This window comes from Promicromonospora sp. AC04 (assembly GCF_003058225.1).
Lineage (GTDB): Bacteria > Actinomycetota > Actinomycetes > Actinomycetales > Cellulomonadaceae > Promicromonospora.
In genome coordinates this window covers 34,113-56,098 of the sequence record NZ_QBUG01000016.1, presented here as the reverse complement: position 1 = coordinate 56,098, position 21,986 = coordinate 34,113, and the positions used below count along the sequence as shown (strand labels likewise).

The following is a 21,986-nucleotide window of genomic DNA, read 5'->3' as shown; positions in this document are numbered from 1 at the left end:
CCGGCACATTCGAGCCCACTCAGCAGGAGCCCGCACAGCAGAGAAGGACGGCAGCCATGCCACTCGCTTCCAAGTCGCCCGGCAGGCGCGAGCGGAACAAGCAGGAGAAGCTCGACCGCATCACCGCCGCCGCCACTGAGCTCTTCGCCGAGCGCGGCGTCGACGAGGTCACCACCCAGGAGATCGCCGACAAGGCCGACATCGGCGCGGGCACGCTGTTCCTCTACGCCAAGACCAAGGGCGAGCTCCTGCTGCTCGTGCAGAACTCCACCTACGCCGACGCGCTCGACGAGGGCAGGGCCGCAGCCGAGAACCTCTCCGACCCGCTCGACGCGGTGCTGGCGATCGTCCGCCCGGTCGTGGAGTGCAACCGCAAGCAGGTCGACAACGGGCGGACCTACCTGCGGGAGATCGTCTTCGGCGACCCCGCCGAACCCCACCACCGCGACGCCCTCACCCTGACCGCGCAGACCGAGGAAGCGATCGCCGCCGTCCTTCGACGAGACGGGCGCACCAGCGCGAGCGACGCGGCGACCCGGGCGCACATCGTCTCGGCCATCATGTTCGTCAGCATGGCGGCCACGATCAACGTCGCCAGCCCGGTCGACGACGTCGTGCAGGAGATCCGGGACCAGGTCCGCGTACTCCTGGAGAAGTGACCCGGGGCGCGGCCCCCGGTCCGCAGAACACCCGAAACCCCGCCAAAAGCACAAGGCAATTCCGGATGGAGAAAACCGGACCCGTTCCGGGCGAGCAAATTTCATCCGGTGCGTAGGGTCGAGCACATTCATCGAGCCTCTACGATTCGGGGACTCAAGGAGTCTGGACCTCAAGTCGCGCACGTAACCGCACGTCATTACCGGGTTTCGGGAACATCTCCGCGGGGGCGGTCGTCCTTGGCTCGCGCGTGGTGGCTCTCGTCACGAGAGGGCGGACTCATACATGTCTCAAGTTGCACTGGCAGCCTGGAGGTTCAAGAGTCCGGGCAGCGCCGAGATCGCCTCACGGACCCTCCGACAGCTCGCCCGCGAGAGCCTGGTCGTCATCAACGATGCCGCGACCGTGGAGTGGGAGGCGGGCGCAGAGCGGCCCCGGACCTCCCAGCTCCAGCCGATCACCGACGCGGGCGCCCTCGGAGACGCCTTCTGGGGGAAGCTGTTCGGTCTCCTTTTTTTCGGCTCGCTGCTCGGCACGGACAACAACGCCCTGACCAGGGCCCTCATCGACGTGGGAATCGACGACGGCTTCATCAACCGGGTCCGGGACGAGATCACGCCGGGGACGTCGGCGCTCTTCGTCATGTCCTCCGACGCCGTCGTGCTCAAGATCCAGGACGCCTTTGCCCTCCAGGAGGTGCCTGAGCTCATCCTCACCAACCTTCAGCACCGGGCGGGACTGGGCAGGATCGTCTTCTGACGGCTGGCGATCGACCCAGCATCACGAGTCAGACGACGGAGATCCCGTCCCCGCGCATCTTCGCGCCCGTGACCAGGAGCAGGCTCACCGGTAACGGGTGAGGTCCGGGGCTCGCGGACGCGGTGGAGTGGCAGCGTCAGACCACTTCGCACGAAGGAGCCGCACATGGCCCAGACAACGCTCACCGTCTGGAAGTTCAGGAGCGCGGACGGTGCGGACACGGCCTCACAGACGATCCAGCAGCTCGCGAAGCAGAACCTCATCACGATCCACGACGCGGCGACCGTGCGATGGGAGACGGGGGCCAAGAAGCCCAAGACCCACCAGCTCGCCTCGATGACCGGCGCCAGGGCCCTCGGCGGCTCCTTCTGGGGGATGCTGTTCGGCCTCCTCTTCTTCGTCCCGCTGCTCGGTGCGGCGATCGGCGCGGCCACGGGCGCCCTGAGCGGCTCCCTCACGGACGTGGGGATCGACGACGGCTTCATCAACCGCGTCCGGGACGAGATCACGCCGGGGACGTCGGCGCTCTTCGTCATGTCCTCCGACGCCGTCGTCGACAAGATCCAGGACGTCTTCGCCGGCCAGGAGCCGCCCGAGCTCATCTTCACCAACCTCAGCACCGAGCAGGAGGCCGCGCTCCGCGAGGTCTTCGGCGAGGACTGACCCACTGATCAGGGAGTAATCATGAGTAGCGCAAACCCATCCGTACCCCAGCCGGTAGGCCCGGGGAACGTCCCCATGGGACCGTACGACCCCACCTACGGCGCCACGAAGTCCGTCGACATGACCGCCTCGGCGTTCGCGGGGACGGTGCTCATCACCGTGGCCGTGTTCCAGGTCCTCCAGGGGATCGCCGCGGTCGCCGCGGACGACGTGTACGTCACCGGGATCGAATACGTCTACCAGCTCGACGTGACGAGCTGGGGATGGATCCACATCGTCGTGGGCGTGCTCGCGCTCGTCGCGGGAGCGGGTGTGCTCGCGCGCCAGACCTGGGCATACGTGACCGGAATAATCCTGGCCGTCGTCGCGAGCCTCGCGAACTTTGCATTCCTGCCCTATTACCCCATTTGGAGCCTGGTAATTCTCGCCTTCAACATCGCGGTGATCTGGGCGTTGTCCTCCCTCCTCGCGCGAGGCGGTACATACTGACCACCGGGATACAGACGGGTGAAATTGTCCCCGCTCAGGCGGCAGACGGTATTTGCGCGCATCATGGGCAGTAAGCGCGAGAATGAATCCCTGACGCCCGGTCCTTGACGTCATGGAATGCGCGGACTCAGGTCCGTGACGACCCTTCGTCACGGACCGGCAGTTCGGGGGCGACTGCCACTTCGCCTTTCGAGTGGAGGACGCCGCGGATGCCTTCCGATCAGCGCCCCGCCGCCCGTCGTGGCGTCGCCCTCGCGTCGCGGGGGCCGCGGCTGACGCACGTGCCGCCCTCGCCGCACGCGCCGGCCGGGGCTCGCCGACCGGCCGACGACGGTCTCACGCCATGCCTGCCGCGGATCTACGTACCGCGGCTGCGCCTGTGGCAGCGGCTCGACGAGGCGGTCAAGGGTTCCGTCACCGTGCTCGTCGCCCCGGGCGGAGCCGGGAAGACGCTGGGCGTGGCCGGATGGCTGAGGCACGCGGCGCCGGCACCCGCCGAGGACGCCGTCTGGATCCGCGCCGACACCTCGTGGACGCCCGAACGCCTCGACGCCGCCCTCGACGGCCCCGGACCGCCTCAGGAACCGGGCACGTCGCCGCCCCTGGTCGTGGTCGACGACGCCCACCTGCTCCCGCCCGCAACGCTGCGCCGCATCGACGGGCGCCTCGGCACCGCCCCCGAGTCCATGCGGATCCTCCTGCTGAGCCACTGGGTCCTGCCACTGACCCGGCTCGTCCCGGAGCTCCTCGGCAACTTCACGTTCCTGCGGGGTGACCTGCTGCGGCTGACCGACACCGAGTGTGCTTCCCTCGTGACGGCGCACGCCCGAACCGACAACAAGCAGGTGATCGACGCCGTCAGGGAGCACGCCGACGGCTGGTGCGCCGCCGCCGTCCTGGCCGCCCGCAGCCTGAGCGCCGCACCGGACCAGGCGACCGCCGCCCGCCTGCTGGCCCACGACGTGATCCCGATCGCCGCGAGCGTGGCGGGCGAGGTCTTCAGCACCCTGACCCCGCGGCAGCGGCACCTGCTGCTGTGCATCGCCGGCGAGCGGATGGTCAGTGTGCCGACGGCGGCCCACCTCACGCACGACCAGCACGCGGGAGAGATCCTCGCCGAGCTGGAAAACACCGGCCTGCTGGTGATCCGTGAGGACCACCATGACTCGCCGGCCGTGGGCGGCTTCCGGGTCCATCCGCTCCTGGCGGAGGTGGTCCGGCACCGGCTTGCCGCCGGCGGCGTCGATGCGGCGCGCGCCCGCTCTACGGTGATCCGCGCCGTCCGGCTCGACATGGCGCGGGGCGACCTGTCCGAGGCCTTCGCCCGCCTCGTCCGCGTGGGAGCACCCAGCGAGGCCGCCGAAGTCCTCGCGCGCGACGGCATTCGCATGATGCTGAACCAGGGCGAGCGCGACGAGGTGGGCGAGTTCGTCCGGGCCGAGCCCGAGATCGTCGAGAGCCGTCCGGACGTCTGGTTCGCGATCGCCCTCGGCTGCTGGATCCGGGACGACGTCGAAGGGGCGCGTCACTGGGGAGAGCGGCTGCTGGATGCCCGGCGGGGGACGGCCCGCTCCTGGCGTGGCGCCCGTACGGACGATCTCGACGCGGCGGTCGCCTGTGTCCGGCTGTGGCGGGTCGCCCTGGGGCTCGAACCGGCCTACGCCGCCGTCGGCCACGCGAAGCGCGTTGTGGTCGCGTCGCAGACGCGCCCCGCCGTGCGCGAGGCAAACGCCGACGTCCTGCCCGTGCTGGCCAACGAGCTCGGGGTGGCGCAGAACTGGCTGGGTGAGCTCACCGAGGCCGAGACCAGCCTGACCCTCGCGATCAGCCTGTCGCGCAGCCAGGGACTCACGCCGCTCGGGACCTGCGCCCTGAGCCACCTCGCCTTCACCCAGTACATGCGCGGTCGCGAGAACGCGTGCGTCGAGCTCGCCAACGAGGTCCTCGTCGCCGCCGACGCCCCGGGGGCGCGGACGCTGCCGTTCGTCGCGACGCGGGCGGGCCTCGCTCAGCTCCTCGCGCGTCTGCTCGACGTCCCGACTCCGACCCGGCCGGCCGAGTCGCCGGTCATCGACGACCGCTGCCACGGCGCCGACCTGTGCACCCGCTTCTGGTTCCGCGTCCTGGGCGCCCGGCAGGAGGTCCTCGCCGGCAACGTGGCCGAGGCTCAGCGCATCCTCACCGGCCCCGGCGAGTGCCTGCGGCTGACGGACGACCAGCTTCCCGAGCACCTCCGGGTCGCGCTGCTCGTGGAGCGTGCGTTCGTCGCGACGCTGGCGAGCGACCGCGAGACGCTCAAGCTGCTGCACAGCACTCTCGACTCGCTCGGCGCGGTCGGCGAGGCGGCGCTCGTCCAGGGTCTCCGCGCAGACCGCGACGGCAACCGCCGGGGCGCGGCCGCCGCGTTCGAGGCCGCCGCGGCCGACGCCGCCTACTCCCAGCCGCCCACGCGCGCGCTCGCGCTGGTGTGCGAGGCGCAGCTGCACGACGCGCTGGGCGACCAGTCGCGCTCGCGGGACTGCCTCACGGACGCGATCCTGGTCACCGAGGCCCGCCGGAACGCCGTGCCCTTCCTCGGCTGGGCACGGCAGGGCACGCCTGTCGGGACGCTGCTGAGGCGGCTGGCCGAGCATCCGACCACCCCCTGGGTGCACGAGCTCACCGCGAGGGCGACCAGGCGGCCCGACGTGACTGCCCTCTTTGCCTCGACGACCGCGACGCCGCGCGAGCTCGACGACGTGAGCCACGCCCTCGTCCCGCCGGCCCTCAGCCCGCGCGAGCGGGAGGTCCTCAACGAGCTGGCCCGCGGCGCGACCTACGCGGACATCGCCGCCGCGCTGTTCGTCTCGGAGAACACCGTCAAGACGCACGTGTCGAGCCTGTACACCAAGCTGGCGGCGTCCCGCCGCAGCGAGGCGCTCAAGATCGCGCGGAGCTTCCACCTGCTCTGACGGCGGGGCGCGAGCGCCCCGGCTAGCCGTGACCGTTCTCGGCGAACACGGTGTCCCAGTCGTGCTTCATGCTGACGGTCGTCCAGCCGAGCCGCTGAGCCGTCGCCGTGATCGGCTCGCCGGCCGCGAAGGTCTGCGCCTCGCTGACGTACGCGAACTCCCGGTCCGGGTCGTCGTGATCGACCAGGAGCGACAGGTGCGGCCCGTCGGCAGCAGCGGCCCATTCGAGGAGCTCCGTGTCGCCGGCCGAGTTCCCCGCGGCCAGCACCGGAGGCCTGCCGAGATATGTCTGGATGTTCGTCACCTTGGTGGCGCCCTCGTTGACGTCGCCAAGAACACGGGCGGTGCGCTGGAGGGCCGGCCGTCCTGCGACGTCCTGCCCGAGCTCGTACGCGATCATGGTCCCGACCACTCGTTCGGGTGGCACGCCGTACAGCTCCCGGCTGACCGAACGGACGAACTCGGTGCCGCCCCCGGTCACGACGCCGATCGAGAAGTCCAGCTCCCGCAGTGCGTCGAGGAGCTCAAGCATCGGGCGGTAGCGGACCGCGCTCACGGAGCGGCCCAGGGTCGGGTGGGTGCTGGTGCGGAGGAACGTCCGAACCTCCTGTGTGAATGCACCGGGCTCGATGCCCTGGAAGAGGCCCGCCAGCGCCAGAGCGATGCGTTCGAGCCCGATCTCCCCGACCGCGGCGATGTCGCCTTCGAGCACTGCGCGGAACTCGGCCCCCTGGGCGAGCGTCGGATCCTCGCGGACCCGACGCCGCAGCGCGTCGAGGTAGAACTCGTACTGCACGTACGTCGGCCGCTCGCACCACAGCGTGCCGTCGTTGTCGAAGTAGGCGACCCGGTCCTCGGGATCGATCGACGCGGCGTCCGCGAGGAAGCCGAGCAGCGTGTCCCGGGTCCGGCCGGGCCGCCAGGACGGGAGTGGTTCGACGTCGGTCATGGCACAGCCCTCAGCAGACTGCGCCCGACGGCATGGCGGGGGCGATGTCGTCGCGGACGCAGCGGAAGCCCACGTGGCTCATCCCGGTGTCGACGGGCTGCGGCCGGCGCGCCGCGGGGCGGTAGCGGAGGCAGTAGGTGTCGGCGCAGAGGAAGGACCCGCCCTTGACGACCTTGCGCGGGACCGCGAACTGCGGCTGGCGCGGGTCGCGGCTGGCCTCGGCGTCCCCGCCGCGGGGGTTCACGGGTGCGCAGCACGGTTCGGGCACGGCGTCCGTGTGCCGGTCGGTCCACCAGTCGTCGGTCCACTCCCAGACGTTCCCCGCCATGTCGAACAGGCCGTACCCGTTCGGCGGGAACGACCCGACCGGCGCAGTGCGAGACCAGCCCGACTCGCCGGTGGACCGCCACGGGAAATCGGGCCCGTCCCAGGTGTTCGCCAGGATGCTGCCCGCGGGCCGGGGCTCGTTGCCCCAGGTGAACACCGCGCCCTCCAGACCGCCCCGGGCCGCGTACTCCCACTGGGCCTCCGTCGGCAGGTCGACGCCTGCCCACGCGGCGTAGGCCGCGGCGTCCTCATGGGCGACCTGGACCACCGGGTGGTCCCCGCGGTCGTCGATCCCGGAGCCGGGCCCCTCCGGACGGCGCCAGGACGCGCCCGGGACCCAGGCCCACCACTGGCTGAGGTGCCGCAGGTCGACCGGCCCGGAGGTCGGGGTGAACACCATCGACCCGGGCGCGAGGTTCTCGGGCGGCGCGCCCGGATAGAGCGCCGGGTCCAGCGGACGCTCGGCCACGGTCACGTATCCGGTGGCCGCGACGAACGCGTCGAACTGCGCGTTGGTCACGGCGAACCGGTCGATCCGGAACCCGTCCACCCGCACGGGGTGCGCGGGCGTCTCCTCGGGATAGTGGTCGTCGGAGCCCATCCGGAACACCCCGCCGTCGAGCCGGACGACGTCGGCGGCGCGGGCGTCGTCCGCTGGACCGGCACCGTGCGAGCGAAGTTGGCCGGTGTGCGCCGTCATGCGCTCGGGACGCCCGACTCGAGCTTGGCGAGCACCTGGTCGATGTTGAACGTCGCCGGCTTCTGGCGGGCGGGAAACTCCTTCAGCGTGGTCAGCATCTGGCCCACGTACGCCTGCGCCGGAACGAGGAGCCAGACGTGGTCCAGCATCCAGTCGAAGTAGCTGTTGGAGGTGATGTCGGCGCGCTCGAACGGGTCGGTCCGCAGGTTGAAGATCTTCGGAGCACGCAGCTCCACGTAGGGTTCGAGCCAGATGTCGAGGGTGCCGGCGGCGCGCTGCTCGAGGAAGATGAACTTCCAGTTGTCGAAGCGCAGCCCGGTGAGGTCTCCGTCGTCGGAGACGTAGAAGAAGTGCCTGCGCGGTGACTCGGCGGTCCCACCGGTCAGATAGGCGAGCTGGTCGTGGCCGTCCAGGTGCACCTTGTACCGGGTGCCGGCGAGCTCGGTGCCCTCCTTGAGCTTGTCCGCTATGGCGGGCTCGCCAGCCGCCGCCAGCAGCGTCACGAACCAGTCGTTGTGGCTGAAGAGCCCGTTGAGCACGGTGCCCGCCGGGATCCGGCCTGGCCAGCGCACCATCGCCGGGACGCGGTAGGCGCCCTCCCAGTTGGAGTTCTTCTCGTTGCGGAACGGCGTCATCCCGGCGTCGGGCCAGCTGTTCATGTGCGGGCCGTTGTCCGTGGAGTAGATGACTATCGTGTTCTCGGCGATGCCGAGCCGGTCCAGCTCGTCCAGCAGGCTGCCGACGACGTCGTCGTGGTCGAGCATCGTGTCGTGGTACTCCGACTGCCACCGGCCGGCCCGCCCCTTGCTCTCCGGCTTGCCATGGGTGCGGAAGTGCATGTGCGTCGAGTTGAACCAGACGAAGAACGGCTGGTCGCTGCCGGCCTTGTCCCGCATGAAGGCGAGCGCCGCGTCACGGAACTCGTCGTCGACGGTTCGCATGCGCTCGCGGGTCAGCGGGCCGGTGTCCTCGATGCGCTGCGTGCCGTCCCCGTTCGCCCACGTGTGGAGCACCCCGCGCGGACCGAAGTTCTTGCGGAAGTCGGGGAACTCCTCCGGCGTCGGGTAGTCGTCCAGCTCCGGCTCCTCCTCGGCGTTGAGGTGGTAGAGGTTGCCGAAGAACTCGTCGAATCCGTGCATGGTCGGCAGGTGCTCGTCCCTGTCGCCGAGGTGGTTCTTGCCGAACTGGCCGGTCGCGTAGCCCTGCTCCTTGAGCGCCGTGGCGATCGTCGGGTCCTCGGGCTGCAGACCGACCTTCGCGCCCGGCATGCCGACCTTCGTCAGCCCGGTCCGGTACGGGTTCTGCCCGGTGATGAACGCCGCCCGGCCGGCGGTGCAGCTCTGCTCCCCGTAGTAGTCGGTGAAGAGCGCGCCCTCTGCGGCTATCCGGTCGATGTTCTCCGTCCGGTAACCCATCACCCCGGCGGAGTAGGCGCTGATGTTGGTCATCCCGATGTCATCGCCCCAGATGACGAGGATGTTCGGCGTATCGGCCATGACGTCTCCCCCTGAGTCGGCGATGCGAGCTGCCCGATCTCATGCTCGCCGGGGCGTTGACGCCCTGCCTCCCCCAGAACGGGTGAAGGGCCCTGCACGCCCTGTCCCGTCGCCCGCTGGGACCGCCGCAGCGACGGGTCAGGCGTACGGGCCACTCCTGTGACCCGTACGCCTGGCCCGACGCGGGCGGCGCCGTCTACTCGTAGCGCAGCGACGAGATCGGGTCCTGCCTGGCCGCCCGCAGGGCGGGCAGCGTGCCGGCCAGGAACGCGATGGCCATCACGCCCAGGACGACGGCGGCGACCGTGACCGGCTCGAAGGCGATCAGCGTCAGCCCCGGGAGGTTCGCCAGGAGGTCCCCGGAGATGCCGCCGACGAGCTGCCCGACGCCGATCGCGGCCAGCACGCCCAGGGCGCTGCCGACCAGGCCGATGACCACCGCCTCGATGCTGAACAGGGAGAAGACGCGGCCGCTGGAGAGCCCCATCGCCTTCATGAGCCCGACCTCGCGCGTGCGCTCCTGGACCGCCATGAAGAGGGTGTTGACGATCCCGATGCCCGCGGCGATCAGCGCGATCACGGCGAACCCGTTCAGGACGAGCACAATCGCGTCGATCACCGAGGTGATCGTGCCGAGCTGGTCCTCGAGGGTGCTGGCGGTGTAGCCGGCGTCCTCCAGCCGGTCCTTCAGGGCCTGGGTCGCCTCGTCGCCTGCGGCGGCGTCGAACGTGACCGAGGCCTGCGCGTAGCGCGTGGCCTCCGCCTCGGGCGCGCCAGTGGTCTGCAGGTCGTAGAGCTTGTTGGTGAGGGTGTCGTTCGGAATCGCGCCGGACATGCTGATCACGCCGGGCTCGGCGACGCCGACGACGGTCGCCTCGGTCGTCACCTGGGTTCCGGTGCCGTCGGTGACGGCCAGCACGACGGTCTGCCCGACGGCGTCCCCGGCGGTGCCGAGGTCCAGCGGCTCGAGGTAGCTCTCGGGCAGCACGAGCTCGGGGTCGGCGGCGTCGAGGTCGACCTGCTGGCCGGCCGCGAGCTCGACCTTCATCCCGGGCACGAACTGGGAGACCGCGAGCTGGTACTTGTCCCCGTCGTCGTACTGGACGTAGTCGGTGGTGATGTTCTTGACCGGCTCGATGCTCTGCACGCCGTCGATTCCGGCGATGGTGTCGATGTCGTCGTCGGTCAGGGCGGTCGCCGTCGTTCCGGGCGGTCCCTCGGCGGCGATCTGGTTGGGGTCGTACTCGACGGGGCCGCCGTCGGTGGGCTCGGTCTCGCTCGCCTTGGTGACGGTCATGACGTCGTCGACCCCGACGGAGGCGACCGTGTCGTCGATGTACTGGTTGATGCCGGTGCCCAGGCCGTTGGTCAGGGACAGCGTGAAGGCGCCGATGAAGATGGCGAGCACGGTCAGGCTGGTCCGCAGCCTGGACCGGAAGGCGTTGCGGAAGGCGGTGGTGACGATGTCGACGGTCTTCATGCCGCCACCCCCGCGGGCGAGGCGATCAGGCCGTCGCGGATGTAGATGCTGCGGTCGCAGCGGGAGGCGAGGTCCTCGTCGTGCGTGACGACGACCAGGTTGATGCCCTGGCGCCGGTTGAGGTCGAAGAGGATGTCCTCCACTACCGCGCCGGTGGCCGTGTCCAGGTTTCCGGTCGGCTCGTCGGCGAAGATCACGCGCGGCTGGTTGATCAGTGCCCGCGCGATGACCACGCGCTGCTTCTGCCCACCGGACAGGTCGTTGGCCTTGTTGCCGGCCTTGTCGTCCAGCTCGAGCTGGGCGAGGGCGGCGATCCCGCGGGCGGTGCGCTCGCGCCGCGAGACCCCGGCGATCTTCAGCGGGAGCGTCACGTTGTCCAGGACGCTGGCCTGGGCGTTGAGGAAGAACTGCTGGAAGACGAACCCGAAGGCGCTGTTCCGGGTCTGGTTGAGCTGCTTGGCGGAGAGCTTGGACGTGTCCGTCCCGTCCAGGGTGATGGTCCCCGACGTCGGCCGGTCGAGCAGGGCGAGCAGGTGCATCAGGGTCGACTTGCCCGAGCCGCTCTTGCCGATGATCGCTATGGACTCGCCCTGGGCGATGTCCAGGTCCATGCCCTTGAGCGCCTCGAAGGCGCTCGGGCCGGACCCGTAGGTCTTGTGCAGGTTGCTGACGGAAAGCAGTGGGGATGCCACGTCGGCCGCCTCTCTCGTGTTGCCGGAGGTGTTGACGTGACCAACTCTCGTCCTCGATGGGCCCGCGCGAATCAGTCCAGCGATGACTCTTGTGTACCGCGCTGGTAGTACTCCCGGATACCACCCGGGCGGGACGCGCGGGCATGTCGCGTGCGGGATGCTTGGCATGGCGCCGCGAGCAAGGGGGACGAGATGCCACGAAGCAACGAGGTGTGGCTGGGCCCTGTGCCCCGCCCCCCGGCATGGGTCGGCCACGCCGTCGCGTCCGCCGTCGTGGTGGGTGCAGGCCCCCTCCCGGTCAGCGAGGACGTGGGCGTCGAATGGCACGGCGACGTCGTCGCGATCACGCTCGTCGCGGCCGCGCTGCTCCTCCTGCGCCGCCGGCTGCCCGTCACCACCGTCGCGGCGATCGTGGGCCTGGTCTGGCTGACCGTGCCGCTCGGGCTGTTCAACCCCGGGGTCGTGCTTGCGGCGGCGATCGCCGCGTTCACCGCTGCCGGCAGGCTGCCCCGCCGGCGAGCCCTGTGGGTGGTCCTCTCCGCCGGCGTCCTCGTGGGGGTCGCGGGCGGCATCGCCGTCGGGCGCGGAGCCATGCAGTTCCTGCTCCTCATCCTGCTCTTCGGCGCGCTGGGCGACCTGGGCCGGGTCCAGCGCGAGCGGTTCCTCGCCATCACCGAGCGAGCCGAGCGCGCCGAGGCCACCCGGGAGGCCCTCGCCCACCAGCGGGTCGCGGAGGACCGGCTCGCCATCGCCCGCGACCTGCACGACGCCGTCGCGCACCAGATCGCCGTCATCAACCTGCACGCCGGTGTCGCGTCGTCCGCGCTGCGCGAGCGGCCGGACGACGCCCAGCACTCGCTCGCCGTCATCCGCGGCGCCTCCAGGACCGTGCTCGCGCAGATCGGCGACCTGCTGGCCACGCTGCGTGACCCCGGCTCGTCGGGTACCGGGCCGGTCAGCCTGGCCCAGCTCGACGACATCCTGCGGGAGTTCCGCGGGCACGGCCTCGACGTGACGGTCCGCCGGCTCGGCGAGGCGCGCGAGCTGCCTGCTGCCGTCGACGTCGTCGCGCTGCGCGTCATCCAGGAGGCGCTCACCAACGCCCACAAGCACGGCACCGAGCACCGCGCGCACGTCGTCGTCCAGTACGTGCCGGGCAGGCTGCACCTCACCGTGTCCAACCCCATCCCCGCCCTACCCGCCCAGTCCGCCCAGCCCGCCCGCTCCGCCCAACCGGGCCCGACGGCGGCGGACGGCGCCGCGGCCGGTCACGGCCTCGTCGGGGCGCGCGAGCGCGTGGAGTCGGTGCGCGGCACGCTCCGCTACGGCCGGACCGGGCTGAGCACCTGGCAGCTCGACGTCGACCTGCCGACCGACCCGCGCAGGCCCGACGCCGAGGCGCCCGCCGCCGTACCGCCCTCAACCGGAGAAGGTTCATGATCTCGGTCCTCATCGCGGACGACCAGGCGCTCATCCGCTCGGCGATCGCCGACCTCATCACGCACAGCGGCGACCTCGCGATCGCGGGCGAGGCCGCCGACGGGCACCAGGCGCTGGCCCTCGCCCGCGAGCGCCGTCCGGACCTCGTCCTGATGGACATCCGCATGCCGGGCATGGACGGCATCGCCGCGACGCGCGAGATCTGCGCGGACCCGGACCTCTCGGCGGTGCGGGTCCTGGTGCTGACGACGTTCGAGGAGGACGAGTACATAGTGGCGGCGCTGCGCGCGGGGGCGAGCGGCTTCATCGGCAAGGGGGCGGAGCGCGAGGAGATCGCGGCCGCGATCCGGGCGGTGCACCGGGGTGATGCGCTCCTGTCCCCCACGGCGACCCGCACCCTGATCGACCGGTACGTGCACTCGGCCCGCCTGCACACGAGCGAGCCGCCGCGTGCGCTGGACGATCTGACGGAGCGCGAGTCGGAGGTGCTCGCGCTGGTGGGCACGGGCCGGTCCAACGGCGATATCGCGGACCTGCTGGCGATCTCGCCGCACACCGCCAAGACGCACGTCAACCGCATCATGACAAAGCTGAACGCCCACGACCGCGCGCAGCTAGTCATAGCGGCGTACGAGAACGGCCTGGTCCAGCCGGGCGGCCGCTAGCCCCTTGGTTGTGGGCGCTACTCCCAGACGGCGATGCTGCGGCGGACCGGGACGGTGCCGTCGTCCGCGGCGAAGAGCTCGGGTGAGCGCCGGCGGGTCTTCTCGATGTCGTCGAAGACGGCGCGCAGGTGGGACCGCAGGCTGGTGCGTGCGCCGGAGATGTCGCCGGCCACCACCGCGTCGAGGATGGCGTGGTGCTCGTCGACGAACCGGTCCATGCCGTTGGTCTCGTGCAGGCCGAGGCGGCGCGCCCGATCCAGGTGTCCCTTGGCCGCGACGACTGTCGACCAGGCGCTGCCGTGCCCGCTGAGGCGCAGCAGCCCGTGGTGGAATGCCTCGTCGAGCCCGAAGAACGTCTCGAGGTCGAGGCCGGGCGCCCGCTGCTGCTCCAGGTTGGTTCGCAGCTCGGCGAGCAGGTCGGGGTCGAGGGTTGCCGGGATGTCGTCGAACGCGGCCAGCTCTACGGCCTCGCGGAGGAACTGAGCGTCCGCGACGCGCGCGGCGTCGACCCGGGACACGAAGGACCCGACCTTGGGGAACACCCGGACGAGGCCCTCCTCGCCGAGCAGGATCAGGCTCTCGCGGACGGGCGTGCGGCTGACCCCGAGGGATGCGGCGAGCTCGTTCTCCGACAGGGAGGCGCCGGGCGGCAGCTCGAGGGTCAGCACCTTGCGGCGCAGCGTCTCGTAGACGACGCGTCGGTTGGACCGGTTCGAGACTTGCCCCATGCGAAGGAGTCTCCCACACCGGGGCGGTTGACACGCCTTGTCGACGCTGCTTACATACAAGCGCTGCCACACATCGGCCGTCGGGCCGTCGGACAACGACGTCAGTCAAGAAGGCAAGGAGCATCCCCATGGCGGACATCGCTATGACACCACCAGGAAACGCAGTCACCCGGTCGACCAAGGACCTCACCAAGGCGGCCGTGTCCGGCTGGCTCGGCACGGCCATGGAGTTCATGGACTTCCAGCTGTACTCCCTGGCGGCCGCGATCGTCTTCAACCAGATCTTCTTTCCCGGCGTCAGCCCGGCGATCGCCCTCATCGCCGCGATGGCGACCTACGGGGTCGGGTACGTGGCGCGGCTCGCGGGCGCCGTCTACTTCGGCCGGATGGGCGACCGGATCGGACGGCGCAGGGTGCTGTTCCTGACGATCGCCCTGATGGGCGTGTCGACGACGCTGATCGGCGTCCTGCCGACGTACCAGACGATCGGCATCACGGCGCCGATCCTGCTGGTTCTGCTGCGCCTGGTGCAGGGCTTCGGCGCCGGGGCGGAGATCGCGGGCGCCACCGTCATGCTCGCGGAGTACGCGCCCGTCAAGCGGCGCGGCCTGGTCGCCTCGCTGGTCTCGCTCGGCACCAACTCCGGGACCCTGGCGGCGTCGGCCCTGTGGGCGCTGCTGCTGGTCGTGCTCAGCGAGGAGCAGCTCCTGAGCTGGGGCTGGCGGCTGCCGTTCCTGCTCAGCTTCGTCCTGATGATCTTCGCGGTCTGGATCCGCCGGAACGTGAAGGAGAGCCCGGTCTTCGAGGCCCGGCCCGACGTGGTCGACGGCGTCGCCCTCACCCGCGCCGAGGTCAAGGAGGCCGACGCCGCACCGGTGCTCGAGGCCGCCCTGGCGCAGCGCAAGGGCAAGGCGTTCTTCCTGGCGCTGGCCCTGCGGTTCGGCCAGGCCGGCAACTCCGGGCTGGTGCAGACCTTCCTGGTCGGCTACATAGCCACCAGCCTGGCCATGGACCGGGCCCTGCCCACCGAGGCGATCATGTGGGGCTCCATCGTGGGCTTCGTGACCGTGCCCCTGGTCGGCCTGCTGGGCGACCGCTTCGGCCGGCGCTCGATGTACACCGCGCTGTCCCTGCTCACCATCGCGTTCGCGTTCCCGATGATGCTGATGATCACCAGCGGCAGCACGGCGGCGCTCCTGTTCGGCATGATCGCCGGCCTGAACCTGGGCGTCCTGGGCCTGTTCGCCCTGGAGAGCGTGACGATGGCCGAGCTGTTCGGCGCCCGGACCCGGTTCACCCAGCTCGCGCTCTCCAAGGAGATCGGCGGCATCCTCGCCACCGCGATCGGGCCGGTCGTCGCCGCGTCGCTCACCGCAGCCACCGGCAGCTGGTGGCCGATCGCCGCGATGCTCGTCGTCTACTCGACCATCACCCTGGTGGCCGCCCGCCTCGCCCCCGAGACCCGGGGCCGCGACCTCGTCCAGCTCGAGGACGCCGCATGAGGGCGGTAGTCGTGCACGGCGCCGGCGACCTCCGGGTCGAGGAGCGCCCCGACCCCGTTGCCCGGCCCGGCGAGGTCGTCGTCGCGATGGAGTGGGGCGGCGTCTGCGGGTCGGACGTGTCCTACTGGAAGCACGGCGCCTCGGGCACCGCCGTCCTGCGCGACCCGCTCGTCCTCGGCCACGAGGTGGCCGGGCGGGTGGTCACGAGCGGGCCAGGGGTCCACGGCTGGGACCCAGGGCTGCCCGTCACCGTGCACCCGGCGCGGGCCGCGGCGGGATCCGTCCTGCCGCAGCGGCTCGCCGGACGGACCAACCTCCACTCCCAGGTCAGGTACTTCGGGTCGGCGGCCTTCCACCCGCACACCGACGGCGGGTTCAGCGAGCTGCGGGCCGTCCCTGCCGAACAGCTGCGCAAGCTGCCCGACGGCGTCAGCACGGAGCACGGTGCCCTCGCCGAGCCGCTGGCCGTGGCGATGCACGCGGTCAACCGCGCGGGCGACGTCCGCGGCCGCGACGTCGTCGTCAACGGCGCCGGGCCGATCGGCTGCCTCGTCGTGGCCGCCGCGAAGTTCCGCGGCGCCGCGTCGGTCACCGCCGCCGACGTCTCGCCCAGCTCCCTGGCAGTGGCCAAGGAGCTGGGCGCAGACCGGGTGCTCGACGTCGGCCACGGCGACCGCCTGCCCGACGACTGCGAGCTCGTCTTCGAGGCCTCCGGAGCCCCCGCGGCCCTCGGCGGCGTGCTGCGGGCCACCGCCCGCGGCGGAACCCTCGTCCAGGTCGGCAACCTCCCCGGCTCCGCCGCCCCCGCGGTCCTCGGCGACCTCGTCACCCGCGAGATCACCTGGATCGGCGCCTACCGGTTCGTCGAGGAGATCAGCGACGCCCTGGGCGCCCTGCGCGACGGGCTCGACGTGTCCGGCGTGGTCACCCACCGCTTTGACATCGGCCAGGCCGGCGAGGCGCTCGCCGCGGCGGCGGGACCGGGGAGCAGCAAGGTGATGATCCGGCTCTCCGCCACCTGATCGCCACGCCTGAAACCCCAGCGCTCGCCGGGGCCGCTGTGGCATCGTGTCCGTGGATGCCGCGGCCTGAAAGGGGACGATCAATGCGTGGTACGGATCTGCTGGTGGACGCGTTCGGCCGGATCCAGAAGACGGTGCACAGCTCGGTCATGGGGCTGACCGCGGACGAGCTCGCGTACCGCGTCGACGACGGCGCGAACTCGATCGTCTGGCTCGTCTGGCACCTGACCCGGGTCCAGGACGACCACATCGCCGACGCCGCGGGCACCAGCCAGGTCTGGTCCGACGACGGCTGGGACCGCAGGTTCGGCCTGCCGTTCCCGGCGGAGGACACGGGCTACGGGCACGACGCCGACGACGTCGCTGCCGTCCGCGTACCGTCCGGCGACCTGCTCACGGGGTACCACGACGCCGTGCACGACCAGACGGTGCGGTACCTGGCCCGCCTGTCCGACGACGATCTCACGCGGGTCGTCGACGAGTCGTGGAACCCGCCGGTCACGCTCGGCGTCCGGCTGATCAGCATCATCAACGACGACATGCAGCACGCCGGCCAGGCGTCGTACGTCCGGGGTCTCGCGCTGCGGCGACGCTGAGACCGACCAAATCGTGCGTCAACGCAAATCGTGCGATTCATCGCGCGCGCCCCCGACCCCGGTGGAATTATCCCGTGCGGGAAGGGGGCAGACCGGTATGACTGCCGCAAGCGAGGCACGGTTCGACGACTGGGTGGTGCACCGCCCGAACGTGGTGCGTTCCGTCGCAGCACGCGTGCCCGGCATCGACGCCGAGGAAGCCGCCAGCCGCGCCCTCGAGAAGATGGTCCGCCTCGTCTCCACCGGCACCACCATCGAGGACCCCGCCCCCTACTGGCGACGAGCCGCGGTCAACGAAGCCATCTCCATGACCCGCGAGGCCGGACGCACCCGCCCGGTCGAGGACGACACCCTCGACGGCCTCACACCCCCAGTCGCCGGCGCCGAACGCCAGGCCGACGTCACCATGCTCCGCTCCGCCCTGTCCAAGCTCGCCGACGACGACCGCAAGATCCTCTTCGACCGCCACGTCCATGACAGGGCCGTCACCGACATCGCGGGCGACCTCGGCGTCCGACCCCACGCCGTGACCATGCGGCTGCGCCGCGCCGAGGAACGCCTCGCCGGAGCGTTCGCCGCCGCCCATGCCCAGGCCGTCAACGAACCCGAGTGCCGCACCACCCGCGCCGCCATGCACGACTACCTCAAGGGCCGCCTCCTGCCCCGCCGCCGAGGCCACGTCGAAGCGCACATGGACGGCTGCGCGGAGTGCACCCGGGCCTTCATGGACGTGCGGGAGGTCTCCTGGATGCTCCGTGACCTCGGCCAGCACCTCGTCGCTGGTGCCGTGGCCACCGGCGCGCTGGGCGCACTGGGCGCCGGTGCCGCCGCCGGGGCGGGGGCGGCCGGCGCGGGCGCGCCGAAGCCTTCGTTCGGCAAGCAGGAGGCGGCCATCGCGGCGGCTGTGCTTGCCGCGCTCGGGATCGGCGGCGGTGCCGCGGCCCTGATCGCAAACCAGCCCGACGATCCCCCCGCTGCCGAATCCGCCGCCAACCCCGGGGCCGGCGGAGGCGGCGGTGCAGGCAGCGGCGGTGCGGGCAGTGGCGAAGGCGGAGGCGGCGGTGGTGCAGGCAGTGGCGGTGGAGCCGACACGGACGGTGGCGCTGCGAGCGGTGGAGCAGGCGGTGCGGACGGCGGGGCCGGAAGTGGCGCTGCGGACCGCGGGGCCGACAGCGGCGCAGGCGACAGCGCCAGTGGCACCGACGGCGGGACAGATGCCGCCGACGGCAAGGTTGGCAGCACTAGCGGAGACAGCGACAGCGACGGCGACGGAGAGGGAGGCAGCGACGGAGACAGCAGCAGCGGTGGCTCTGCAGAGGGACCGGCCGACGAGGACGACGCCCAAGCGGCCGGGGCGACGCCGGACGAGGCGGAGCAGCCGCCCGCCCCGCCGTCGGACGCCGGACCGAACCACGCGTCCGAGGAGGATCCCGAGTCGGGCTCACCATCCGGGACTGACCCGTCTGACACCGGTCCTGGAGGCAGCGCGTCCGGCAACGAAGGCGAGAACGGCAGCGACGATGGCGAGGCACCGAGCACCGGCAACGGCGCGAACCCGGGTCTAGGTGATGCGCTGACGAACTGGTTCGCCGAGCTCGGCATCCCGAGGGGCGCATCCGAGGAGGGCAGCGGGTCGGACGCGTCGCCCGGAGCCGACCCGTCCGACGGCGCCGCAGGCGACCAGTCCGGCACCGACGACACCGACGACACCGACAACGGTGGCGGTCGCGGTGGCAGCAACGACACCGACGGCACCGACGGCCGTGGCGGCAACGCCACCAACGACGAGGACGCCGGTAGCGAAGGGTCCACCACCGCCGACGGCGCGAGGCCCGGCATCGGCGCCGAGCTGACGAGCTGGTTCGCCAGGCTCGGCGTCGCAGGCATACCTGCCTTCCTGCTGATCGTCTTCATCCTGTGGCTCTGGGAGCGCTGGACCCGCAGCACCGACTGAGCGGCGTCTGCCGCGCGCGGACGGGCTGGGGTCGACACCCTGCCGAAGGTCCGCTTCCACACACGATCCGGAATGCGTGGAGCGCTCATTTCAGGCCAGATCGCGTTGGAAGCGGCCCGCGAGCGCGACAACGTGCGGTCCGACGTCGGACGCTCGCCGACGCCGACGCCGACCGGATCGAGGCCCTCGGCGTTGAGGTCATCCGAGCGCCCCTCACCTGACCACGTCCGTGCCGGGCCCACGGGTCACCAAGGTGACCTGTGGGCCCGACACGTCACCGGAACAGCCCGCTGTAGGCGTTCAGGGCCGGCTGGCCGCCCAGGTGGGCGTAGAGGACGGTGGACGTGTCCGGGATCTCGCCACTGGTGACGAGGTCGATCAGGCCGGCCATCGACTTGCCCTCGTAGACCGGGTCGATGATGACGCCCTCGAGCCGGCCGGTGAGCCGGATCGCGTCGAGCGTCGACTCCACCGGGATCCCGTACAGGTCCCCGGCCCATCCGGGCAGGACGGTGATCTCGTCGTCCCGCAGCGGCCGCCCGACGCCGATCAGCTCGGCCGTCGCGCGTGCGATCCGCGCGACCTGGTCCCGGGTCTCGTCGAGCTTCGCGCTGGCGTCGATCCCGATCACCCGGCGCGGCCGGCCGCCCGCCTCCTCGAGCGCGGCGAACCCGGCGATCATGCCGGCGTGGGTCGAGCCGGTGACCGCGCAGACGACGACGGTGTCGAAGAAGACGCCCAGCTCACGTTCCTGCTCCTGGACCTCGTACGCCCAGCGCGCGAACCCGAGGCCGCCGAGCCGGTGGTCGGAGGCCCCCGCCGGGATCGGGTAGGGCGTGCCGCCCCGCTCCCTCACCTCGTCGATCGCGCGGGTCCAGGAGTCCTTGAAGCCGATGCCGAAGCCGGCCGGGTCGAGCCGGACCTCCGCACCCATGATCCGGCTGAGCATGATGTTGCCGACGCGGTCGGCGAGGGGGTCGGGCCAGTCGACCCAGTTCTCCTGCACCAGCACCGCCTTGAGGCCCAGCGAAGCGGCCACCGCGGCGACCTGACGCGTGTGGTTGGACTGGTACCCGCCGATCGACACCAGCGTGTCCGCGCCCTGCGCGAGCGCGTCCGGGACGATGTACTCCAGCTTGCGGGTCTTGTTTCCGCCGTACGCGAGGCCCGAGTTGCAGTCCTCCCGCTTGGCCCAGACCGACGCGCCCCCGAGGTAAGCGCTCAGCCGCGGCAGCGGATGGACCGGGCTCGGTCCGAAGGTCAGCTGGTGGCGGGGGAAGTCGGACAGAGCCATGGTTACTCCTCGTCGGTGGGCAGGGTGTGCCAGGTGTCGAAGGCGACCGCCGCCGCCCGGTCCGCGTCCCCGGCGGCACACAGCCGGATCAGCTCGTCGTGCCGGGCGAAGGACGCGCGCCCATCCAGTGAGGAGAACCGCAGTCGTTCCGCGCGGCGCAGTACCGGCGTGAACTGGTCGAGGACCGAGACCAGCGCCCGGTTCGTCGCGACCGCCACGGGGACGCCGTGCAGGGCGTCGTCGGCGCGCATCGCCGCATCGACGTCGCCTTTGTCGATCGCCGTGCGGAACTGGCGGTTGGCCTCGCGCATGGCTTCGAGGTCGTCCTCCGTGAGGCTTCCGACCGCCTCCCGCACGGCCACCCCGTGCATCGCGGCGACCACGTCGCGGGCGTCCCGGACGGCGCGCAGGTCCAGCGAGCTCACCGCCGTCGAGCGGCCGGGCCGGGCCACGACCAGCCCGGCTTCCGCCAGGCGGAGCAGCGCCTCGCGCACCGGGGTGCGGCTGACCCCGAGCCCGGCCGCGAGCTCGGCGTCGCGCAGCTGCTCCCCCGGCGCGAGGCTGCCGTCGACGATGGCGTCACGGAGGCGGCCGTAGACGTCGTCACGCAGGAGACGACGATCGATCGCCGGCGCGTTCTCCGGAATGGGCATGCAATATATTACATACCGATCGCGCCCGCCGAGCAAACGCGTAAGCTGGTCGCCACGGTCGGTGCGGCCCCGCCCGGCCGGCCGTGCGCGATAGCCTGGCCGGATCACCACCTCCCCCACGCCCCGTCCCGAGACCGCGGGCGATCTGCTCACCCTCGCGGTCGGCGACCTGGTGCGCCAGATCCAGGACGGTGTCCCGGCAGCGCTGGCCGACGAGCCCGACGCCGTGCACGGCCTGCGCACCTCGGTGCGTCGCCTGCGCAACGTCCTCGCCGCGTTCCGCAGGTACCTCGACAAGGACGCGGCCGCCAAGCTCCGGTCCCGGCTCAAGGAGTGGGGCGACGTGCTGGGCCAGGCGCGCGACCTGGAGGTCCGGGCGGAGCAGGCCGCAGCGGCCGCGGACGCCGTCGGCCTCCCCGATGCTGCCCGCTCCGCGCTGGTCGACCCGCTCCGGGCAGCGCAGGCACAGGCGCACGCCGACGCGGTCCGCTGGACCCGCTCACGCCGGAGCCGCGACCTCGCCAGGCTGCTGGCCGAATGGGCCGCAGCACCCCGGCTCGGCGAACGAGCGTCGCGGCCGGCGAAGAAGGCGGCACGCCGGGCCGTGCGCCGTCAGACCGCCCGCACGCTCGACGCCGCCCGCCGGCTCGGGGATCCCGAGACCGCCCACGAGCTGCGGAAGGCCGCGCGCCGCCTGCGGCACACGTGCGACGCGATCACCCAGGCGCCCGTCGGGCTGCTCGGCAGCAGGACCAAGGACCTCGGCGCCGCCGGCCACCGGATCCAGTCCGTGCTCGGCGACCACCGCGACGCCCTGCTGCTGGCCGACCACGTCCGCGAGCACGCGGACGGTTCCGAGGCGTACGACACCCTCGTCGACCTCTCCCAGGAACGCGCGCTCACCGCCCTGGCGGAGCTGCCGACCGCGCTCGGCGAGCTGGAGGCGTGCGCGCGCTCGTGAGGGCCGGT

At 71.7% G+C, this 21,986-nt stretch carries 20 protein-coding genes; 12 read left to right on the top strand and 8 right to left on the bottom strand.

The features are described from left to right. Positions 1 to 56 precede the first annotated feature (56 nt). From C8K30_RS29170 to C8K30_RS29150, 5 genes are all read left to right on the top strand, one after another. Positions 57 to 659, top strand: coding sequence for a TetR/AcrR family transcriptional regulator (locus C8K30_RS29170; RefSeq protein WP_108496415.1), 603 nt, complete (start codon positions 57 to 59; stop codon positions 657 to 659). Positions 660 to 942: 283 nt separating this feature from the next. Beyond that, positions 943 to 1,416: a DUF1269 domain-containing protein gene (locus tag C8K30_RS29165; RefSeq protein WP_108496414.1), complete on the top strand. Its 474-nt coding sequence runs from the start codon at positions 943 to 945 to the stop codon at positions 1,414 to 1,416. 165 nt (positions 1,417 to 1,581) lie between these two features. Next, positions 1,582 to 2,079, top strand: coding sequence for a DUF1269 domain-containing protein (locus C8K30_RS29160; protein WP_108496413.1), 498 nt, complete (start codon positions 1,582 to 1,584; stop codon positions 2,077 to 2,079). Between the two features lie 75 nt (positions 2,080 to 2,154). Then, the gene (locus C8K30_RS29155) at positions 2,155 to 2,568 is read left to right on the top strand and encodes a hypothetical protein (protein WP_108496412.1); all 414 of its coding nucleotides are present in this window, start codon (positions 2,155 to 2,157) and stop codon (positions 2,566 to 2,568) included. Between the two features lie 209 nt (positions 2,569 to 2,777). After that, on the top strand, positions 2,778 to 5,519 hold the full coding sequence (locus tag C8K30_RS29150; RefSeq protein ID WP_108496411.1) for a LuxR C-terminal-related transcriptional regulator: 2,742 nt from the start codon (positions 2,778 to 2,780) through the stop codon (positions 5,517 to 5,519). Between the two features lie 22 nt (positions 5,520 to 5,541). Here the strand turns inward: C8K30_RS29150 and C8K30_RS29145 are convergent, their stop codons facing one another. The 5 genes from C8K30_RS29145 to C8K30_RS29125 form a co-directional block, all read right to left on the bottom strand. Beyond that, the gene (locus C8K30_RS29145; RefSeq protein WP_108496410.1) at positions 5,542 to 6,468 is read right to left on the bottom strand and encodes an HAD family phosphatase; all 927 of its coding nucleotides are present in this window, start codon (positions 6,466 to 6,468) and stop codon (positions 5,542 to 5,544) included. Positions 6,469 to 6,478: 10 nt separating this feature from the next. Then, on the bottom strand, positions 6,479 to 7,396 hold the full coding sequence (locus tag C8K30_RS29140; RefSeq protein ID WP_233257555.1) for a formylglycine-generating enzyme family protein: 918 nt from the start codon (positions 7,394 to 7,396) through the stop codon (positions 6,479 to 6,481). 95 nt (positions 7,397 to 7,491) lie between these two features. Further along, positions 7,492 to 8,991 carry an arylsulfatase gene (locus tag C8K30_RS29135; RefSeq protein ID WP_108496408.1) on the bottom strand — a complete coding sequence of 500 codons (1,500 nt, stop codon included), beginning with the start codon at positions 8,989 to 8,991 and terminating at the stop codon, positions 7,492 to 7,494. Positions 8,992 to 9,187: 196 nt separating this feature from the next. Then, positions 9,188 to 10,471, bottom strand: coding sequence for an ABC transporter permease (locus C8K30_RS29130; RefSeq protein WP_108496407.1), 1,284 nt, complete (start codon positions 10,469 to 10,471; stop codon positions 9,188 to 9,190). Then, positions 10,468 to 11,163 (bottom strand): ABC transporter ATP-binding protein, encoded by a 696-nt coding sequence (locus C8K30_RS29125; protein WP_165919770.1) that lies wholly within the window; start codon positions 11,161 to 11,163, stop codon positions 10,468 to 10,470. The genes C8K30_RS29130 and C8K30_RS29125 overlap by 4 nt, the downstream gene beginning before the upstream one ends. Positions 11,164 to 11,355: 192 nt before the next feature. Between C8K30_RS29125 and C8K30_RS29120 the strand changes: the two genes are divergently transcribed. Next, positions 11,356 to 12,603 (top strand): sensor histidine kinase, encoded by a 1,248-nt coding sequence (locus C8K30_RS29120; protein WP_108496406.1) that lies wholly within the window; start codon positions 11,356 to 11,358, stop codon positions 12,601 to 12,603. Further along, positions 12,600 to 13,268 (top strand): response regulator transcription factor, encoded by a 669-nt coding sequence (locus tag C8K30_RS29115; protein WP_108496405.1) that lies wholly within the window; start codon positions 12,600 to 12,602, stop codon positions 13,266 to 13,268. Before C8K30_RS29120 ends, C8K30_RS29115 begins: the two co-directional genes overlap by 4 nt. A 17-nt stretch (positions 13,269 to 13,285) precedes the next feature. Here the strand turns inward: C8K30_RS29115 and C8K30_RS29110 are convergent, their stop codons facing one another. Continuing rightward, positions 13,286 to 13,996 carry a GntR family transcriptional regulator gene (locus tag C8K30_RS29110; RefSeq protein ID WP_108496404.1) on the bottom strand — a complete coding sequence of 237 codons (711 nt, stop codon included), beginning with the start codon at positions 13,994 to 13,996 and terminating at the stop codon, positions 13,286 to 13,288. A 128-nt stretch (positions 13,997 to 14,124) separates the two neighbouring features. On the opposite strand from C8K30_RS29110, the gene C8K30_RS29105 reads away from it, so the two are divergent. The 4 genes from C8K30_RS29105 (at position 14,125) to C8K30_RS29090 (ending at position 19,070) form a co-directional block, all read left to right on the top strand. Continuing rightward, a complete protein-coding gene (locus tag C8K30_RS29105) occupies positions 14,125 to 15,498 on the top strand; it encodes an MFS transporter (RefSeq protein WP_108496403.1) in 1,374 nt (457 codons plus the stop codon). After that, positions 15,495 to 16,520, top strand: a complete 1,026-nt coding sequence (locus tag C8K30_RS29100; protein ID WP_108496402.1) for an L-idonate 5-dehydrogenase — start codon at positions 15,495 to 15,497, stop codon at positions 16,518 to 16,520. Before C8K30_RS29105 ends, C8K30_RS29100 begins: the two co-directional genes overlap by 4 nt. An 83-nt stretch (positions 16,521 to 16,603) precedes the next feature. Next, positions 16,604 to 17,116 carry a DUF664 domain-containing protein gene (locus C8K30_RS29095; protein WP_108496401.1) on the top strand — a complete coding sequence of 171 codons (513 nt, stop codon included), beginning with the start codon at positions 16,604 to 16,606 and terminating at the stop codon, positions 17,114 to 17,116. A 97-nt stretch (positions 17,117 to 17,213) separates the two neighbouring features. Beyond that, the gene (locus C8K30_RS29090) at positions 17,214 to 19,070 is read left to right on the top strand and encodes a zf-HC2 domain-containing protein (RefSeq protein ID WP_108496400.1); all 1,857 of its coding nucleotides are present in this window, start codon (positions 17,214 to 17,216) and stop codon (positions 19,068 to 19,070) included. Between the two features lie 274 nt (positions 19,071 to 19,344). On the opposite strand, the gene C8K30_RS29085 is transcribed toward C8K30_RS29090, so the two are convergent. After that, on the bottom strand, positions 19,345 to 20,364 hold the full coding sequence (locus tag C8K30_RS29085; protein ID WP_108496399.1) for a 1-aminocyclopropane-1-carboxylate deaminase: 1,020 nt from the start codon (positions 20,362 to 20,364) through the stop codon (positions 19,345 to 19,347). A 2-nt stretch (positions 20,365 to 20,366) separates the two neighbouring features. Beyond that, a complete protein-coding gene (locus C8K30_RS29080; RefSeq protein WP_108496398.1) occupies positions 20,367 to 21,017 on the bottom strand; it encodes a GntR family transcriptional regulator in 651 nt (216 codons plus the stop codon). 172 nt (positions 21,018 to 21,189) lie between these two features. Here C8K30_RS29080 and C8K30_RS29075 point away from each other — a divergent pair, with 172 nt between their 5' ends. After that, positions 21,190 to 21,978: a CHAD domain-containing protein gene (locus C8K30_RS29075; protein WP_158281163.1), complete on the top strand. Its 789-nt coding sequence runs from the start codon at positions 21,190 to 21,192 to the stop codon at positions 21,976 to 21,978. Positions 21,979 to 21,986 lie beyond the last annotated feature (8 nt).

Excerpts from the sequence above, each read along its gene's own strand:
- C8K30_RS29160 (WP_108496413.1), top strand. The coding sequence starts at position 1,582 with ATGGCCCAGACAACGCTCACCGTCTGGAAGTTCAGGAGCGCGGACGGT.
- C8K30_RS29080 (WP_108496398.1), bottom strand. The coding sequence starts at position 21,017 with ATGCCCATTCCGGAGAACGCGCCGGCGATCGATCGTCGTCTCCTGCGT.
- C8K30_RS29170 (WP_108496415.1), top strand. The coding sequence starts at position 57 with ATGCCACTCGCTTCCAAGTCGCCCGGCAGGCGCGAGCGGAACAAGCAG.
- C8K30_RS29115 (WP_108496405.1), top strand. The coding sequence starts at position 12,600 with ATGATCTCGGTCCTCATCGCGGACGACCAGGCGCTCATCCGCTCGGCG.
- C8K30_RS29140 (WP_233257555.1), bottom strand. The coding sequence starts at position 7,396 with ATGGGCTCCGACGACCACTATCCCGAGGAGACGCCCGCGCACCCCGTG.
- C8K30_RS29135 (WP_108496408.1), bottom strand. The coding sequence starts at position 8,991 with ATGGCCGATACGCCGAACATCCTCGTCATCTGGGGCGATGACATCGGG.
- C8K30_RS29090 (WP_108496400.1), top strand. The coding sequence starts at position 17,214 with ATGACTGCCGCAAGCGAGGCACGGTTCGACGACTGGGTGGTGCACCGC.
- C8K30_RS29165 (WP_108496414.1), top strand. The coding sequence starts at position 943 with ATGTCTCAAGTTGCACTGGCAGCCTGGAGGTTCAAGAGTCCGGGCAGC.
- C8K30_RS29110 (WP_108496404.1), bottom strand. The coding sequence starts at position 13,996 with ATGGGGCAAGTCTCGAACCGGTCCAACCGACGCGTCGTCTACGAGACG.
- C8K30_RS29120 (WP_108496406.1), top strand. The coding sequence starts at position 11,356 with ATGCCACGAAGCAACGAGGTGTGGCTGGGCCCTGTGCCCCGCCCCCCG.
- C8K30_RS29145 (WP_108496410.1), bottom strand. The coding sequence starts at position 6,468 with ATGACCGACGTCGAACCACTCCCGTCCTGGCGGCCCGGCCGGACCCGG.
- C8K30_RS29085 (WP_108496399.1), bottom strand. The coding sequence starts at position 20,364 with ATGGCTCTGTCCGACTTCCCCCGCCACCAGCTGACCTTCGGACCGAGC.
- C8K30_RS29150 (WP_108496411.1), top strand. The coding sequence starts at position 2,778 with ATGCCTTCCGATCAGCGCCCCGCCGCCCGTCGTGGCGTCGCCCTCGCG.
- C8K30_RS29130 (WP_108496407.1), bottom strand. The coding sequence starts at position 10,471 with ATGAAGACCGTCGACATCGTCACCACCGCCTTCCGCAACGCCTTCCGG.
- C8K30_RS29100 (WP_108496402.1), top strand. The coding sequence starts at position 15,495 with ATGAGGGCGGTAGTCGTGCACGGCGCCGGCGACCTCCGGGTCGAGGAG.
- C8K30_RS29155 (WP_108496412.1), top strand. The coding sequence starts at position 2,155 with ATGGGACCGTACGACCCCACCTACGGCGCCACGAAGTCCGTCGACATG.
- C8K30_RS29105 (WP_108496403.1), top strand. The coding sequence starts at position 14,125 with ATGGCGGACATCGCTATGACACCACCAGGAAACGCAGTCACCCGGTCG.
- C8K30_RS29095 (WP_108496401.1), top strand. The coding sequence starts at position 16,604 with ATGCGTGGTACGGATCTGCTGGTGGACGCGTTCGGCCGGATCCAGAAG.